We start from the raw sequence: 16,012 nt of genomic DNA on the forward strand, positions 1-16,012 counted from the left end.
CAGATGGCCCTTCAGGGCCGGGTCCTGGTCCGATGCCCACCGGATCGACCGGCCGCAAGGTTTTAGGACCGTTTCAACAACCAGCCCCTGGGCGCCTCGGCGGCGTGTATCTTAAGTTGCCGGCGTGCGTCGGCCGCGTTCACTCTCTATCCGCACCAGAACACGGCACCCGGGGGATCATGCTGCCGGCACGACCTAGCTGGCCGGTACCGTCGGCGCCGGCAAGAGGATGACTGTGGCAGCGGCCGTCATGGAGCAGTGCTGCCTCGGTGTGACCGCTGAGGCGATACTCGCTGTTTCCGGTCATTGCTTAGCACAGGCCGGAAAAGCGTTTCTGGTACCTTAGCGAACGCTCGCGATTTTAGCAGGGACAACGGGACCTGGCGGCAAGCGGACCCCAAACAAGTGCGAAGCAAACCGAATCTTTGGCAACCTCAAAGAGGGTGGAGTCGATACCCTGGGGGTCAAGCGCCCGCGTCGTCGCGGAGCATTGGGCGCGAGGGGTTTGCGGATTCTCGATACGTGATTGGCACATCAGTCGGACCTCAGCCGATCTTCGTGCAAAAGGATCCTTTAAAAATGGGCCCCTTAACGCGTGCCTTGGCATGCTTGCTTGCTGACGAAGTTTAGGTTGAGAATTGAACACCGCTAGTTATTCGCAGGATTGCTCGGCAAACGAACGAGGCGGGGTGGCGTTCCAAGCATGAGCTGGGACAGATAGGGAATGTCGCGCACGCTCCAGCGAACTGCTAGTGCTACGGCAATGATCATCGTCCCGAGAATTCCCGCCGCGCCAGACCTCATTGTGGGAGCCCATTGTTCTCCGTATTGTATCAAATCCATGAGACGGAATACCGTAGCCTGCACCAGGTACAACACGAGCGTGCTCTGCCCCACTTCCACGGCGATAAAGCGAACCACCCGGTTCGAGCGTCCAATTTTCCAGGATTGAAGCAGAATCTCGATCATCACTGCAGAGGCCACTGTCGAGCCAAAAAACATCAGAAGGATATCTTTTGCCGACTGCAGATCCTGGATTAAGGCGAGATTGTTGTAGACATAGGTGTCCTCGCGCCACGCCATGAAGCACAAGCTAGCCGCGATAGAGGCGGACATCATCAGGAGTGGCTTATGATACCGCATTATGCTCGTCCACCAATCTCTCGACTGCGCAAATGAAAATCCCATGCAGAAAAAGGGATAGGTGTACTTTATGAGAGGGAATATAGAAAACGTCACGGGGGCAACTGCGACCAGTATGGATGAGACAAGCAAAGAGCGTGCCGACCCGGAGTTGAAGATCGAAATAAGTTTGACCAAAAGAAAAGAAGCAAACGCAGCCCAGATGAACCAGTATGTGCCGACGAAATCGTGCATGAATTGCAACAGGTTGCCAGGTGCGTCCGGCGGCCGGGGAAACATGAGCAATTTGACTGCCTCCAAAAGGGTGCACCAGAACAGCGTCGGCACCAGGAGCTGCAGCGCGCGATCAGCGATGGCTTGCCTGAACGATTTGCCTAGTAGCCCTGATCTAGAGAGATATCCGCTTATCGCCATAAAGAGAGGCATGTGAAACATGTAGATCGATTTGAAGCATGCCGAATCCCAGAAGCCATCACCCTCGTAAAAGATATATTGTATCAGGTGACCGAAAATCACCAAGACAATGAGTATTCCTTTGGCGAAGTCTAAAGCTAGATCGCGATCGTCGGCCTCTGGCGCCTCAGGCACTGTCTTTCCACCTACAATTCTTGCTCGCATTCTCAACATCTCACGATGCCTACGGGAGCCTTTGAAAGCGGCATTTTCCAACCTCTCGTTCATCATGCAGGCTAATCCAGCTTCCGATCAGCGCTCCGACTTCGGCATGCTGAACGACGGCCAACGGTCATACAATTTGCCTGGGTTCCAAGTTCACAGGGCGACCGTGGCGACTTAGGCCCAGTAGCCGTTTTCGGCGTGTCCATTGGCTGTTTTTCGCCGCAACGTACGCCCCGCCTAAACTCGCTGCCGCGCAACTGCTTGGGCTGCCACGTCGTCGAAATCTTCTAACGGACATTTGCGCGTATGCAAGTAGCGCTGCTTGACTCTGCACTCGGCTATTGTTGCGATTGCATATGATTCTCCATGCCAAACTTGCGCGACACCGTATCAAAAGAACATATTGCCGATTCAATGGCTCCTAGCCGCTGTGGGTATCGTCTATCACCTACCGGCGCTTGGGTGTGGATCGGCACCCCAGCGCAACCCCCCAGACGCTGGAGATTTGCTCCATTAGATCCGCCGCCCAACGTGTCCTATATGGCAGCCTCACCATTGTAAAATTCATGCTCCTAATGACACGCATCTGCGGTATGGATGAGTATCGCGGACCCTTGACAACCTTGAGCGGAAGGTCGGTGAGTATCGCGATACACGAGGCTTTGGCCGCGATCGCCGCCGTTTTGGATCGCCGCCAATGATAGCTGGACGTTGGGCTGCCATTGTCGATCCGTATGCGACGTTTGTCGATACGTCAGAGACGACCGTGGTCCCAATCCGTAGGAAGATCGCAGTAAGCGTCAAGATATGCGGGATGCAACGGCCAGTGTCTGGGGATGCGCTCCCCTGTCAAGGTCGAGACCCCCTCCTCGATCAGTGGCTTTCCCTTTTTGGGATACCTCTCCTTCGGTGGCGAAAGAATGAAACCGGGCTGGATATGTCGCTGGTCATTTCGCGCGATTCAAATTGGCGCAGACTTTGCGGCTCGCTTGACGCGACGATCCCCCTGAGCTGAAGAAGGCCGGCCGCAATAGCGCCGAGCATTGGCGCACATATATAAAGCCAGAGTTGAGAGAGTGCCGCCCCTCCTGCGAAAAGTGCTGGGCCGATCGATCGTGCTGGATTCACAGAAGAACCCGAAACGGTGATACCGCCAAGGTGGATCGCAACTAAGGCAAGTCCAATCGCCAATCGTGCAACAGCGCCGCGTCCAGCCGTGCATTTGAGGAATACAGTTACGAACAGGAACGTGGCGATAAACTCGAATAGGAACGCAGCTCTCCATCCGTAGACTACCCAGCCGGTTTGGGCGAAACCTTCTAGGGTGATATCGTAACCGCCGACCTTGTTCATAGCGATAAGGTAGAGCGTGCCTGCCGCCGCGATAGCTCCTGCACATTGGGCGGAGACATACGCGAGAAAGTCCCACACTCTCAATCGGCGCGACACGAGGAAACCCAGGCTGACCGCCGGATTGAGATGCGCGCCCGAGACTGGGCCAATCGTGTAGGCCATTGCAACCACGGTCGTCCCGAAGGCTAAAGCGACACCCAACAGGCCCACCTCTTGACGCATATAAAGCAATGTGCCGCAGCCGAGGAAGACAAGTGTGAAGGTCCCGAAGAATTCGCAAACATACTTTTTCATTTTTCACTCCATTGATTTGACCCCACGTACTTTTCGGTGTCATCCTCGTGCCGCCAAGCGTTCCGCATGCACCGAACCAATCATCGTGTCAGGTCCCGAAAACCTCCGTAGTTGACTTCAATTGCGTCCTTGTCCGACGAGATCGGCATCAGAGCCTATGGTCAACCAGCGTCACCGATCACCAGCAAACGTCGTACCAAATGAAATATGTTGCGCATCACAGCGATCGCTCTGATGACGTTCGGTCTTAGGTTCGAAAGTGCCGTGAACAGGATAGGCAGGCGAACCGTACCGAGACGTATGGACCCGAGCTGGGCTACGAACAAATCGCCAAGCAGCCCATCCTCAAATTATCGAAACAACGACCCTCTTCATGGCTCCAAGCGGAAGGTGGTGCAAAGCAGGAACCAGGACAAGGGTTGATAAGACCGCCAGGGACGTTCACGAGAAGTCGAGTAACGCCCCTTAGCCACGAACAGGCACATGATCCTTGGCGCGATTTGAAGTCCACGTGAATTCCCTTGTCCCCAGCGCAACCGTCGACATTTCTCGCAAATGTCGGGCATTCGCCACTTTTGTCAGATTTGTCGTGACTGGAACGTTTTGTTCGCCGGTCTCTCCGCCAAATACACATCAACCTGCCCTCAACCCGCCCATCGATAAACGAAAATCATCTTCTTGGCGCGTCGGAGCAGTTGGCATGGTGTTTGCTGATCCCTGGTTACAAGCGGCAGAAAGCAGTCTGCATGATGCCGGTTCATGAAACGAACGGAACGGAGGCCACCTGACCGTTCGTCATCGGATCCGCGTTCTACCAAAGCGGCCATGCATAGTCCGCCGGCGGAAGGGGTCAATCCCGATGTCACAGCTTGCAACCAACTCAAAGAGAAGGAAAATGCAATGACCAAGATTTCCGAAAGATCCTTTGAAACGATCGAAAACCCGGGGTCATCGCCGCTCAAGGTGCCAGATCAGTTCGGCGCATCCGTTGAAAAGGGGAACAAGCAGGTGACAGAGGCTCTTTTGAAATTTGCGTCCGGCGCTGAAGCGACACAGAAAATGCTGCCTCCGATCCTCGAAACGACAAGTCTATTCGGCAACGAATTGTGGTGGAAGACGATCGCTGCACTGCAAGCCGACGCCGAGGCCGGCTTCTCACATTTGCAAGCTTTGCTGGGCGCGAATTCGCCGTCGCAGATCCTCGAACAGCAGTCGACCTTTTTCCGCAAGCGCGTTGAGACAAGTTTGCAGCACGCCAAGGAAGTCCGGGAGCTCTCAAGCAGGGCGGTGGAGGAAATCTCAAAGCCGGTCAAGGATGCTTTTGACAAGGTCCTGACGAACCCCAAAGCGACGTAAAGTTGACTCGGCACTAAGATCAGGGCTGGACGAATCATGATCGGAGCCGCTTTCGAGGAGACAACATTATGCGGCCGACTGATGTTTCATCTGTTCGCGGCGCTGGCGAATTCCGGCGTGATCTGGTCAGAGAGCGGACCCGTGCCGGCCCGGAGGAACGTGGTAGGCGCGGCGGCGGCCGCCGCAGATAAGCTTGCCAGGGCCTCATCTGGTGGCTGGCCACAAAGTGCGCGAGGCCATCGCACCTTACGAGGCTCTTAGATGGTTACATGTGGGGGATAGTAAAATGATTGTAGCTGTTCCAAATAGCGGGGCGTCACGGATTAACCAATCCGGTGTAGAAGCATTACGAGAATTTCCTAACTTTCCGATAGGCGGGATCTTGTTCAAGGATATAGCGCCTATGCTGGCTGGTAGAGGTGCATTGGGCGAAGTCGTTTCTACCGTCGCAAGCCAAGTGTCGGGAACAGAAATCGATGCCATTTTGGCGGTTGATGCGCGTGGTTTCATCTTGGGCGCCTCATTGGCTGATAGGCTCGGTTGCGGTTTCATCATGGTAAGGAAACCCGGTAAACTGCCGGGGGACGTCCTCTCATTTGAATACAGCTGTGAATACTGCTCCGGAACCCTGGAGGTAACTGCCGGCCTCATCGGTGACGGCCTGCGATGCCTGATTGCTGATGACCTTCTAGCGACGGGTGGCACTGCTCGGGCGACTGGGAATTTTGTCAAGTCCCAAGGCGGAGAGATCGCCGGATACGCATTCATACTCGAAATCGAAGTTTTGAAAGGCAGGCGTCAATTGGACGACGCACCAGTGATCAGTGCGATGACGTGCTAGCGCAGCAACATAGACGTAAGGAGGCAAGCGCATGAATACCCCTGATTGGCTTTCGACACCGCAGGACGTGCATGTAGCCAGTCAGACGCTACAGGCCCTCGTCACAAGTGAACTTTCGAAACGAGTCGTCTCGGAAAACGAAATTAAAACGATCTATCTGTTTCTAACCCGCAAGTGCAATTTGGGATGCCACCACTGTTATATCGCAGGCGTCGGGCCCAAGGCCAAGGGCATTGATTTCAACCTGGAGGCGATCCAAGGACTGATCGAGCAAGCACTACCCAATGGGCTGCGCAAGGTTAAGGTTTCCGGGGGTGAACCGATGGTTCACAAGGAATTCATGGCAGTCATGGAATATCTCGCATCCTGTGGGCTGAAGGAGCTGGTTTTCGAGACGAATGGAACCCTCTTTGACGAGTTCACGATCGAGCAGCTAAGTAGGCTCCCCAATTTGACGGTCTTCATCAGCCTCGACCATTTCGACCCAGAGGCGCACGACGCTTTCAGAGCAAAATCGGGTGCGTTCGCCAAGACTGCGATTGTCCTGCAGCGGCTTGGAAAAACTGACATCTCTACGGTGGTAACGACGACTGCCTATCGCAACAACTATGACAAGGTGATTTCGATTATAGATTTGGTGCTCGGCTGGGGCATCAAGAAGCATCGGACGCTGCTCAACATACATCCGATGGGCAACGCGCGCAGCCATGAGGACAATGCGATAAGCTTGGAGGAATGCAAGCTACTGATAGGCGATCTTTTGAAATCTCCCCATTTTGAGAGTGGCGCTGCATACATGACTCTGCCGCCGGCTCTGATGCCTCTCAAGTATCTGAACGGCGTGCATACTTGCGGTTGGGGCGACAACGTACTGGGCATACTGTCGAACGGACAAGTTTCGATGTGCAGTGCCTCCTACGATGATCCGGAAATGATCGCCGGCAATGCCTTCGAAATGCCCTTGATGGAAATCTGGCGCAACAGCCCGTTCTTCCATGAGCTACGCGAGGTGGTGAGTGGCGAGGTTAAGGGCGTCTGCGGCAACTGCGTGTTTTATCCAGTCTGTCGCGGCGTCTGCAAGATGAGTAGCTGGTCGCACTATGGTGAAAAGGACGCGCCCTATCCGCTGTGCCAGGAACTTTACAATAACGGAGGTTTTCCGGAGTACGCCCTGGTGGACCCGACGAAAGATTCCACCTACCGCCGCGGAGTTATAGCGAAAGAGCGTCGGCCCGCCGCCGAAGCTCCTGTCTATAACTTCTCGGAGGAAATCGCGGCTGCTGCGCAACACACTCACTAACGCAGGAGGCGCGACGTAATAATTGCTGTGTCGACGACGTAATTTAACCAGGTCAACAAAAATAACGTGGAGGATTGAGGATGAGCAGAGCTTTCCGAGGTGCGGCGGGTGTGGCGCACACACTTGCGAACAACGCGATACGATCCGGCAACAAAGCAGCCGCCCAGCAAGCCCAGGTGATTTCTCGTCTCGCGGAAGGACTCGCCCGGCTGCAGGCGGGTTTGGATGACCAAGCTCAGCAATTGACGGCTGGCCTTGTAAAATTAGAGCAATCGCTAAAGGTGTCACGCAGATCGCAACGGTCGAAATCCGGCTCACTCGCTGCTAACGGCGAACTACAAGACTACTACGTTGATATAACCGCCTCGAAGAAATTTGGCAAAGCCAATTGGCCGCGCGCCGCCGATTCAGGTCTTGTAGGACGCCGCATTGGGCGAGGACCGGTTAGGATGACTGGTTCCGACACACAATCGGCAAAGGCGGTTACCGCCGCATTCGCCAAACTTCTCTCGGCTCAGGCACAATTGCTGCAGATACGCAGTGAAGTGGAAGACCTCAAGAAGGTTCAGAGGTAGCGGCAATGGCTAGTTCCCGACTGTTTGGCTACGCCGTTGACGAAGAGGATGGCAAGCTGGTAATCGTGATTGACGGATTGCTTGCCGAAAGTTGCATCCGGCAAATTCGGGACAGCGCCCAGACGGGCCGCGGTGGTGAACTCTTGTCGCGATTGCTGCCGGTAAGTTCGGTTTACAAGCTTATGTCTGGACAAGAGGAACGCGCTGAAGAAACGCTCAGCCTTGAACAGTTGCTTGGACAAAACGTCGACCAGAGTTTCGCTTCCTTCGAACAACAGTTCGCCGACCTGAGGCAGACACTAGCCGAATTCGGCAGCCCGGAAAGTTCGAAATAAATCACGCAGCCGCAGGAGTCTCCGCGATGCTTCGGTTGTCACCAGAAGACTCTATTTTGCTGATCACCTGCCGGGCCTACCTACGACCCGAGGATGAAGAGCGTTTGGTCCGTCTCTGCAAGGAGCCTGTCAACTGGCCCTATGTGGTATGGCGCGCCGAGCATAATCGGACGGTGCCGCTGCTTGAGAATCACTTGCGCCGCCTCGATTTGTTGACACTATTGCCTACTGAGGCGGCGCATTACGTTCAGTGCTGGACTGTCATGTCAAAGGTCAGGTCCGCACTCGAATTTCGCAATCTGCCAGAAATCATGGATGCGCTGGATCGGGCCGGCATCGCCTGGTTCCTGGTGAAGGGACCAGATCTCGCGCTTCTCCACTATCCCGATCCACTCCTACGGCCGATGACCGATCTCGACATCATGGTCAAGCCCGCTGACGCGCAGCGCGTGCAGCGGCTCATGTTCGATCTCGGCTACCGGCACGGTATTTTCGACCCTTCAAATGGCAACTGGCATCCGGAACGAAAGGAACTCGATGACGAAACCTTCCGCGAAAGTTATTCCTTGCCGGTGTTTGTAAGGATAGAATCCGTTGAATCTCCGTTCCCTGGTCCCGCGGTGCCACGCCAGCTGCGCTACCGCCACGTAAAGGGATACATCGATTCCGCGAAGAAGCTGCACATGCCCATCTTCATTGATATGCATGTAAATCTCTCCGTCGGCATCGATGTCGAAGACATATGGTCAGGCGTGCGTCTTGCAAACGGTCTAGGCCGCATATTGCAGGTCCAATCCGCGACTGGCGCCGTCTGGTTCCTTTCGGCCAGGCTTTATCACGAGGCCTTCCTTTATAATTCGCTTCGACTATTGATGTTCGGCGATCTTCATGCGGTTCTACACAAAGAAATGGCGAATATTAGCTGGGCGGAGGTCGCTGCGATAGGTTACAAATACGAGATGAGGCCGGCGTTATATTTCGTCCTGACGCAGATGAAGCGCATCTGTGGGATAGACATACCGTCCGAGTTCCTAGAGCTCATTCGACCTGATCAAACCGAGGTACCACTTCAACATGATTGGGGCGACGTGTTGCCCAAACTGCTGTCTATTCCCACTGTTAACGATCTTGAGCTGGCGTAAATATGGCGCCCGAGTCACCATATCGTACAGATCCTGCGGCGAACGACCTTCGTATCGCAGCAACCGAAACCTCTGCAAAGTTTGCGTCAACAGTCCATCGGGCCCTCACGCGGTCAGGAATAACGATCCTAAACACGCAGGTGTTCAGCAATGGCCAGATGGCTGTCACTCCGCGCGACGGCGGGCTTGGCGGAAATGTGGTGGTCGTGCAAACATTTCCTGACAGCGTTCATGATCGTCTTTTCGAGTTGTTCCTAGCGCTTGGTGCCGTGCGGGCGCGGGGTCCCCGCACGATTACCGCTGTTCTTCCCTACCTCCCATATTCGCGTTCGGATCGCCCTGCCTTCGACGGCGGACCTGTACCGGTGCGAATCCTTGCGGGGATTATCGAAACTCTCGGTATAGATCGGCTGATAACTTTCGAACTCCATGTTCCTCAGCTGTGCGCCGCATTTGCCTGTCCTGTCGTCAATCTTCAGTTCGCTCCCGCCCTAGTTCGCCATCTCGGTTCTGCGGCCGTCGATGGCGACATGGTCGTTTCACCGGATTTCGGCGGAGCGAAGCGAGCTGAGCACTTGGCGGCCCTGCTCGGCTGCCCATTCGCTGTCATGCGCAAGCACCGCAGAGACGATGATGACTTTCGGGAGAGCGTCGAGATTCTGGGGGACGTTGCTGGCCGGACGATCATCCTGATTGACGACGAAATCAACAGTGGTCAGACGGCTTTTTCAGCCGCCGCACATCTCAAAGCGGCAGGCGCTCGCAAGATAACCCTTGCCGCAGCCCATGCCATATTCACGCCGTCGCTGAACGAAAACTGGGGACGGTCTCAGATCGACCGCATCGTTGTGACCGACAGCGTCGGACGTACCGACAATTTCCCCGACAGTGTCGAAGTAGTCTCGATCGGCAACGAAATTGCAGGCGCGCTGCAGGCACGCTGAGAAGCATTACCTGAAATCTAGCATCACGCGATTAACACGTGGATCGAGCGCCTGCTCGAATGCCTCTTGGGCGTTTGACGAGGGCCAAAGATTGACCTGCAGCACGTCGAAGCGTGCGGCGTGTTCAACGATGGTTCGGATGGCATTTCTCACGTCGTCCGCGCTTTGGGCTATGGTGCCGATCAGTTCAATTTCCCGGTAATGCAGAAAGTTAGGGCCTACCGATAACAAATCGGACGTCGGAATCGATTGGTAGAGTACAATCCTGGCACCGCGTGACGCCGCAGCTATGGCCCCCTGAATGCCTCTGACACCGAAGCGCGTGCAAAAGATGCAGTCGAAGCCCCAGCCATCCGTTAATTTCTCGACGAGTTTCGGATCAGACAGAGAATGAACTGACCCCGTTGCATGGGCGCCGGTCGACATCACAGGCCCATGCGTTGCCACGTCGTCATCGAAAAGGTAAACGTCGCATCCTTTGGTTGTCAGAAGTATCGAATGGAGAAGGCCCATCGTGCCTCCGCCGATGACGGCCACAGTGTCTCCAGCCTTTGCACGCGCCCTATTTATGCCGCGTGCCACGCAGGCGACAGGTTCAACTAACGCGGCACGCTCGGGAGCCAAAAAGGAAGGTACGGAAAAAACCTGATAGGCGGGTACGCCCACAAAATTGGCCAATCCCCCCGGCCCCTGCGGCACCCCTCCTCTCGCTTTAGGATTTAAATATGCACAGTGGTTGTCCAGTCCGAGGCGGCAGGCACGACATTGGCCGCATCTGCGCATTAAAAGCACCGCAACGCGGTCTCCTACGCGCAGGCCATCCGGTACATCGTCCGGCAGAGACACGATCGTGCCTGACAACTCGTGCCCGCCCCAATAGGGGTAAGTCGGCTTGGCGCCCCGATAAACGCGTTGCTCCGGTGTGCAGAGTCCACACAACTCTATCCGCACACCGACTTCGGACGATACGGCGAGTGGAACCGACAATGTCCATTCTTCAACCTTGCGGGGGCAAGTAATTACGAGTCCACGAACCTCCATACGAGACCTCTCGCTCCCCGACACACCGACTATCCTAATATGTACACTTACTTGCATCCAGAATCTAGCCAACAACCACAGGCGGCAGTCAGAAAGCTGATGAAATCACGTGCCTTGCTGGCGGGCTTGCTTATGTCCTGGGTCTTGACAAGCTTCTCGGAGATATCGTCGGCGCAAACGGCAAAGGACGTTTCAAGCGGCAGAAGTGTTCCCTTGCGCAAGGAGCGACGAAACTATTGAAGGTAGAGTGGAGCGCTTGGGCCGCGTCAATGCCACCAGCCTCAAACACGAGCCGCGGTTTACCAGCCCGTTCTTCGATGCCATCCTCATCTCTGCGAAGATGCCATGTCGCCTTCCCTCATCTGCCCGCGCGAACCCTCCTAAGAGCCTATCGCCACATCGTCCAAAGCTTCATCCTTCGTGGCGCACCGGTTCGAACCGAACAGACCAACAATCCGAGTCGCACCGAGAAGGATGACGGCAACTAGATCGGTAGTTGGGCGGCCGCAACATCAGAAAGGTCTCAGCGTTTGCTGGACGCGTGCCTGCGATGGCGGTGGTGGCAACGATCTTCTCTGGCTGCCCCAAGCGCGGGAGAGGCCATTCGACGCTAGCAAGAGTTCGCTCGAACCTGATATCCGTTACCGCAACGACTTCGCTGAGACCACCTCCCAGGCACCATTCTACGATGCCGGCGAACAAGGTCAGCGTTGCCTCGTGAACGGAACCATCTCCCCTCCCCTCCCCTCCACTCTTCGAGGTGTCGACGCAAAAGCGAGAACTCTAGACCATCAGGGGATTGGCGTTCAGGCGACCCTTCGGGAGCAGAGACGGAAATACGTCTACCAGCATGGTCGGTCCCATCGCAGACAAATCGCGTGCACATCCTGCAAGTGGTCCAGCCGCGGTGACATCCAGGATGGCAGTCGGGGCGAGAGCGTCAACCCCATCTGCCTCGCACTCGTCGACTACTTCTACATCCCAAGTGCGAGTGGAAAAGATCCTCGCACGTAGCCTATGATCGTCCTGAAGCAGCTACGCTTCGTAGTAAATTTTTGGTGTCGAGATCGCGAATACCTGCATGAATTTCTCCGCCGCCGTTAGGCGCCGGGAACTCTGCACGAATTGGAATCGGGCGTCCGTTGTCGAATGCTTACGGTTTTGTGCGAGTGAGTCGCGGCAAGGGGATCACCGACTTTGCCGAGGTCTTCTGCTTTTCGTCTAAATCGCCGGGGCACATTTGTAGGATTCACAATAAAACACACCATGACCAATCGGTACCGCGGTCTTGCTAAGCTGCAGGATATAAACGGAAAAATCCATTTACTCTACGTTCCGGGTTTATCCACGTTAGCCTTTCGTTAACCTAAAACCCCTTGCTCAAAATGCAGAATCGGCTCTAATAGCTAGTGGCGGAACTTTAGCGGTTTCGCGAAAAGTTCCGCCACTTGCAGGAAATGGATTTTGAGATGGCGAAAACCGCAGCAAAACCAGCGCCGGTCGTCGAAGGGTTGACCGCATTGATGGAGCGTCATGCTGACGCTCTCTCCAGCCAACTTCAAGCACATCATCTCAAGGTCTTCCCGCCGACGTCCGAAAAGGGCATTCGATCCTTTGCACCGTCAGAAGCCTCAAAATTGCTTGGCATCGGTGAGTCTTATCTTAGACAAACTGCTTCGGAAATGCCTGAACTGCACGTTAGTATGAGCCCTGGCGGTCGACGCACGTTCACGATCGAAGATATTCATTCAATCCGTAAGCACCTGGACCTGATTGGCCGCGGGAACCGGCGCTACCTGCCCCATCGTCGCACGGGGGAGCAGCTTCAAGTCGTCTCGGTGATGAATTTCAAAGGCGGCTCGGGCAAGACGACGACAGCCGCGCATCTGGCACAGTACCTGGCAATGCGTGGCTACCGGGTTCTCGCGATTGATCTTGATCCCCAAGCAAGCCTTTCCGCACTCTTCGGCAGTCAGCCAGAAACTGACGTTGGTCCGAACGAAACACTCTATGGCGCCATCCGGTATGATGACGAGCAGGTCCCAATCGAGCAGGTTGTCCGAGGAACGTACATCCCGGATCTTCATCTAATTCCTGGCAATCTTGAACTGATGGAGTTTGAGCACGATACCCCGCGCGCGCTTATGAACCGGAAGGAAGGTGACACGCTTTTTTACGGTCGGATCAGTCAGGTCATCGAAGACATCGCGGACAACTACGATGTCGTCGTTATCGATTGCCCTCCCCAACTTGGCTATCTCACGCTTTCAGCTCTGACCGCCGCAACCTCGATCCTCGTCACCGTCCATCCCCAGATGTTGGATGTAATGTCGATGAACCAGTTTCTGGCGATGACCTCGAATCTCCTTCGGGAAATCGAGAACGCAGGCGCCCAGTTCAAGTTCAATTGGATGCGCTACCTCGTCACTCGTTTTGAACCGAGCGATGGCCCGCAGAACCAGATGGTGGGCTATCTGCGTTCGATCTTTGGCGAAAATGTCCTCAATTTTCCGATGCTCAAGACGACCGCCGTTTCGGACGCTGGCCTGACGAATCAAACCCTCTTTGAGGTTGAGCGCGGACAGTTCACGCGCTCGACCTATGATCGGGCCTTAGAGGCGATGAACGCCGTCAACGACGAGATCGAAACTCTAATCAAAAAAGCATGGGGTAGAACCACATGAGTCGGAAGCACCTCCTTGACGTCACCACGGACGCGCCCGACAGCTCATCAGCTGCTGAACACAGAGCGGCAAAGACTCGCTCCATGCCGCTTCTCGGCGTGACCAGAAAAGAACGAGATCCAGCGACGAAGCTGACTGCAAACATCGGTAACGCGTTGCGCGAGCAAAATGATCGTCTTGGTCGTGCCGAGGAGATCGAGCGGCGTCTCGCCGAAGGTCAGGCCGTGGTTGAACTGAACGCGTCGTCAATCGAGCCGTCCTTCGTTCAGGATCGCATGCAAGGTGATATCGAAGGACTTCTTGCATCCATCCGCGAGCAAGGACAGCAGGTCCCAATCCTTGTGAGACCTCATCCCGTTAAACCCGCGCACTACCAAGTTGCCTTTGGACATCGCCGGCTGCGCGCCGTTTCGGAGCTAGGACTGCCGGTCAAGGCGGTTGTTCGAGACTTGACGGACGAGCAGTTGGTTGTCGCACAGGGTCAGGAAAACAATGAGCGCGAAGACCTCACCTTCATCGAAAAGGCACGTTTCGCACACAAGCTAAACAAGCAGTTTCCACGAGAAATCGTCATCGCGGCTATGTCAATCGATAAAAGCAACTTGTCGAAGATGCTCCTGCTTGTTGACGCCCTCCCCTCTGAATTGATCGATGCCATCGGCGCCGCTCCAGGCGTTGGACGCCCAAGTTGGCAGCAATTGGCAGAGCTGGTTGAGAAAGCATCGCCTCCGGCAGGCGCTGCGAAATATGCTGCCTCGGAGGAGGTGCAGGCGCTGCCGTCGTCGGAACGGTTCAAGGCAGTGATCGACCATCTGAAACCGCGTCGGACTGCGCGCGGGTTGCCAGACGTCCTGTCGACCCCCGATGGCGACAGGCTTGCGCAGGTCACGCAGAGCAAGAGCAAGCTAGAAATTACCATTGACAGGAAAGCCACGCCGGATTTCGCGGCTTTCGTACTCGAGCATTTGCCGGCGCTTTACCAGGAGCATCGCGCAAAGCATCAACGGAAACAGGGAGTGTAACCCGCAAAAGAAAAGAGCTCCCTCAACGTCGCCGTCGTGGAAGCCCTTCTGTCTCTGTAGCAAGAACAGAATCGCATTTCCTCGAATCCTCGTCAAGAGTCTTTGGCGCCGTTTTGGTGAGCGAATTTCCTTTGCCTGCTGAAAGGTGAGAGACAATGCAGTCGGGGAATGTAGCGACGCCGTTCGGGCGGCGGCCAATGACGCTTGCGCTCGTGCGGCGCCAGGCGGCAATGGAAATCAAGCATGGAAAAGCTGCCGATAAGTGGAAAGTGTTGAGAGACGCTTCCGCCGCGATGGAACTGCTCAAGATCCAGTCGAACAGTCTGGCTGTTCTTGACGCACTTTTGAGTTTTTATCCTGACAATGAGTTGCGTCAGGATGCACAATTGATTGTCTTCCCCTCGAATGCCCAACTGGCGCTTCGGGCGCATGCAATGGCGGGCGCAACGTTGCGGCGGCATATTGCCATTCTGGTGGAGTCGGGGTTGATCGCCCGTAAGGATAGCGCCAATGGCAAGCGCTTCGCCCGCAAGGGCGACGATGGCCAGATCGAGAATGCTTTTGGCTTCGACCTGTCGCCCCTCCTGGCGCGATCGGAAGAGTTGGCGATGTTGGCGCAAAGAGTGGCGGCCGAGAGAGCCTCGCTCAGGAAAGCCAAAGAGAGCCTTACAATTTGCCGGCGGGATGTTCGCAAACTTATTACTGCTGCAATGGTCGAGGGCGCCGACGGCGATTGGAAGACGACCGAGGACATCTACATTGCGCTCGCGAGCAGAATTCCGCGCGTTCCGACCCTTGAAGGGGTCACTAGCGTTCTCAATGAAATGGAGATGCTCCGTGAGGAAGTGCTTAATCGTTTGGAAAACCTCGAGAATGCTGAAAAAATTAGCACCAATGCTGCTCATATCGAGCAGCACATACAGAATTCAAAACCCGAATCCGTAAATGAATCTGAACCACGCTCCGAAAAGGAGCTGGGGGCAAAGGCGAGCTTGAGCCATCAGCCGAAGAATGAATCGCAAAGGGCGTTCCCCTTGGGATTGGTGCTCAAGGCGTGCCCGATGATCAGCGACTATGCACCGCGCGGCGTGGGGAGCTGGCGAGATCTGATGTCTGCCGCTGTGGTGGTTCGATCTATGCTGGGGGTAAGCCCTTCCGCCTACCAGGATGCCTGCGAGGCGCTAGGACCGGAGAATGCTGCGGTGGCAATTGCGTGCATCCTGGAAAGGGCTAACTTCATCAACTCTCCTGGAGGCTATCTGCGGGATCTAACGCGCCGAAGTGAGCGCGGTGAATTCTCGCTTGGCCCGATGATAATGGCGTTGTTGAAGGCCAACGGGCAAGGCGGTTTGAGGGCTGGGTAA

Annotated in this window: 13 protein-coding genes and 1 pseudogene; 10 read left to right on the forward strand and 4 right to left on the reverse strand. The window is 55.4% G+C overall.

Going from position 1 to position 16,012, the window contains the following annotated elements; all coding sequences use genetic code 11:
- Positions 1 to 648 precede the first annotated feature (648 nt).
- Entirely contained in the window at positions 649 to 1,761 is a 1,113-nt protein-coding gene (nolL, locus tag AM571_RS24725; RefSeq protein WP_312038663.1) for a nodulation factor fucose acetyltransferase NolL, read from the reverse strand.
- 873 nt (positions 1,762 to 2,634) lie between these two features.
- Positions 2,635 to 3,408, reverse strand: a complete 774-nt coding sequence (locus AM571_RS24730; RefSeq protein WP_004677031.1) for an aquaporin — start codon at positions 3,406 to 3,408, stop codon at positions 2,635 to 2,637.
- A 900-nt stretch (positions 3,409 to 4,308) separates the two neighbouring features.
- Between AM571_RS24730 and AM571_RS24735 the strand changes: the two genes are divergently transcribed.
- The 7 genes from AM571_RS24735 to prs all read left to right on the forward strand — a co-directional run bounded on the left by AM571_RS24735 (position 4,309) and on the right by prs (position 9,901).
- Positions 4,309 to 4,764, forward strand: a complete 456-nt coding sequence (locus tag AM571_RS24735; RefSeq protein WP_018247122.1) for a phasin — start codon at positions 4,309 to 4,311, stop codon at positions 4,762 to 4,764.
- A 286-nt stretch (positions 4,765 to 5,050) separates the two neighbouring features.
- The gene (locus tag AM571_RS24740; protein ID WP_004672710.1) at positions 5,051 to 5,605 is read left to right on the forward strand and encodes an adenine phosphoribosyltransferase; all 555 of its coding nucleotides are present in this window, start codon (positions 5,051 to 5,053) and stop codon (positions 5,603 to 5,605) included.
- A 31-nt stretch (positions 5,606 to 5,636) separates the two neighbouring features.
- A complete protein-coding gene (locus tag AM571_RS24745) occupies positions 5,637 to 6,905 on the forward strand; it encodes a radical SAM/SPASM domain-containing protein (RefSeq protein ID WP_004672712.1) in 1,269 nt (422 codons plus the stop codon).
- 80 nt (positions 6,906 to 6,985) lie between these two features.
- Positions 6,986 to 7,480: a hypothetical protein gene (locus AM571_RS24750; protein ID WP_004672713.1), complete on the forward strand. Its 495-nt coding sequence runs from the start codon at positions 6,986 to 6,988 to the stop codon at positions 7,478 to 7,480.
- Between the two features lie 5 nt (positions 7,481 to 7,485).
- Positions 7,486 to 7,815 (forward strand): hypothetical protein, encoded by a 330-nt coding sequence (locus AM571_RS24755; protein WP_004672714.1) that lies wholly within the window; start codon positions 7,486 to 7,488, stop codon positions 7,813 to 7,815.
- Between the two features lie 26 nt (positions 7,816 to 7,841).
- On the forward strand, positions 7,842 to 8,957 hold the full coding sequence (locus tag AM571_RS24760) for a nucleotidyltransferase family protein (protein WP_004672715.1): 1,116 nt from the start codon (positions 7,842 to 7,844) through the stop codon (positions 8,955 to 8,957).
- A 2-nt stretch (positions 8,958 to 8,959) separates the two neighbouring features.
- Positions 8,960 to 9,901: a ribose-phosphate diphosphokinase gene (prs, locus tag AM571_RS24765; RefSeq protein WP_011053499.1), complete on the forward strand. Its 942-nt coding sequence runs from the start codon at positions 8,960 to 8,962 to the stop codon at positions 9,899 to 9,901.
- 6 nt (positions 9,902 to 9,907) lie between these two features.
- On the opposite strand, the gene AM571_RS38065 is transcribed toward prs, so the two are convergent.
- A complete protein-coding gene (locus tag AM571_RS38065; RefSeq protein ID WP_312863367.1) occupies positions 9,908 to 10,999 on the reverse strand; it encodes a medium chain dehydrogenase/reductase family protein in 1,092 nt (363 codons plus the stop codon).
- Positions 11,000 to 11,353: 354 nt separating this feature from the next.
- Positions 11,354 to 11,977, reverse strand: a pseudogene (locus AM571_RS35910) (acyl-homoserine-lactone synthase).
- 434 nt (positions 11,978 to 12,411) lie between these two features.
- On the opposite strand from AM571_RS35910, the gene repA reads away from it, so the two are divergent.
- The 3 genes from repA to repC all read left to right on the forward strand — a co-directional run bounded on the left by repA (position 12,412) and on the right by repC (position 16,012).
- Positions 12,412 to 13,626, forward strand: coding sequence for a plasmid partitioning protein RepA (repA, locus tag AM571_RS24785; protein WP_004672726.1), 1,215 nt, complete (start codon positions 12,412 to 12,414; stop codon positions 13,624 to 13,626).
- Positions 13,623 to 14,648, forward strand: a complete 1,026-nt coding sequence (gene repB / locus AM571_RS24790) for a plasmid partitioning protein RepB (RefSeq protein WP_004672729.1) — start codon at positions 13,623 to 13,625, stop codon at positions 14,646 to 14,648. Before repA ends, repB begins: the two co-directional genes overlap by 4 nt.
- 155 nt (positions 14,649 to 14,803) lie before the next feature.
- Positions 14,804 to 16,012, forward strand: coding sequence for a plasmid replication protein RepC (gene repC, locus AM571_RS24795; RefSeq protein ID WP_004672730.1), 1,209 nt, complete (start codon positions 14,804 to 14,806; stop codon positions 16,010 to 16,012).

Origin of the sequence: Rhizobium etli 8C-3 (genome assembly GCF_001908375.1) — a bacterium.
In the GTDB taxonomy this organism is placed as follows: domain Bacteria; phylum Pseudomonadota; class Alphaproteobacteria; order Rhizobiales; family Rhizobiaceae; genus Rhizobium; species Rhizobium etli_B.

Bases quoted from the DNA above. Each gene is read 5' to 3' on its own strand.
- repA (WP_004672726.1), top strand. From the start codon at position 12,412: ATGGCGAAAACCGCAGCAAAACCAGCGCCGGTCGTCGAAGGGTTGACC.
- nolL (WP_312038663.1), bottom strand. From the start codon at position 1,761: ATGCGAGCAAGAATTGTAGGTGGAAAGACAGTGCCTGAGGCGCCAGAG.
- AM571_RS24735 (WP_018247122.1), top strand. From the start codon at position 4,309: ATGACCAAGATTTCCGAAAGATCCTTTGAAACGATCGAAAACCCGGGG.
- AM571_RS24730 (WP_004677031.1), bottom strand. From the start codon at position 3,408: ATGAAAAAGTATGTTTGCGAATTCTTCGGGACCTTCACACTTGTCTTC.
- AM571_RS24755 (WP_004672714.1), top strand. From the start codon at position 7,486: ATGGCTAGTTCCCGACTGTTTGGCTACGCCGTTGACGAAGAGGATGGC.
- prs (WP_011053499.1), top strand. From the start codon at position 8,960: ATGGCGCCCGAGTCACCATATCGTACAGATCCTGCGGCGAACGACCTT.
- AM571_RS24760 (WP_004672715.1), top strand. From the start codon at position 7,842: ATGCTTCGGTTGTCACCAGAAGACTCTATTTTGCTGATCACCTGCCGG.
- repC (WP_004672730.1), top strand. From the start codon at position 14,804: ATGCAGTCGGGGAATGTAGCGACGCCGTTCGGGCGGCGGCCAATGACG.
- AM571_RS24745 (WP_004672712.1), top strand. From the start codon at position 5,637: ATGAATACCCCTGATTGGCTTTCGACACCGCAGGACGTGCATGTAGCC.
- AM571_RS38065 (WP_312863367.1), bottom strand. From the start codon at position 10,999: ATGCAAGTAAGTGTACATATTAGGATAGTCGGTGTGTCGGGGAGCGAG.
- repB (WP_004672729.1), top strand. From the start codon at position 13,623: ATGAGTCGGAAGCACCTCCTTGACGTCACCACGGACGCGCCCGACAGC.
- AM571_RS24750 (WP_004672713.1), top strand. From the start codon at position 6,986: ATGAGCAGAGCTTTCCGAGGTGCGGCGGGTGTGGCGCACACACTTGCG.
- AM571_RS24740 (WP_004672710.1), top strand. From the start codon at position 5,051: ATGATTGTAGCTGTTCCAAATAGCGGGGCGTCACGGATTAACCAATCC.